The following is a 324-nucleotide window of genomic DNA, read 5'->3' as shown; positions in this document are numbered from 1 at the left end:
AAGCGCCGTTTTCAAGACGAGGGTGACCAGCGCCAGCAGCGCCAGCAACGTCGCAACCGCAAATGCGGCAACGAAGTTATATTCATTATAGAGGATTTCCACCTGCAACGGCATGGTGTTGGTCTGGCCGCGAATATGGCCCGACACCACCGACACCGCGCCGAACTCGCCCATGGCACGGGCGTTGCATAAGAGCACGCCGTAAAGCAGCCCCCATTTGATGTTGGGCAGCGTCACATGCCAGAAGGTCTGCCAGCCCGATGCGCCCAGAGACAGGGCCGCCTCCTCGTCGCTGGTGCCCTGTTCCTGCATCAAGGGGATCAA

At 60.2% G+C, this 324-nt stretch carries 1 protein-coding gene; it reads right to left on the bottom strand.

The window, feature by feature from the left end; all coding sequences use genetic code 11:
- Positions 1-324, bottom strand: a 324-nt coding sequence (locus AC1Q80_RS30905; protein ID WP_492362952.1) for an ABC transporter permease subunit, incomplete at both ends; no start/stop codon positions are given.

Source organism: Ensifer sp. GW823-FHT05D09, from assembly GCF_058795755.1.
This window is presented reverse-complemented; position numbering and strand designations above follow the sequence as displayed.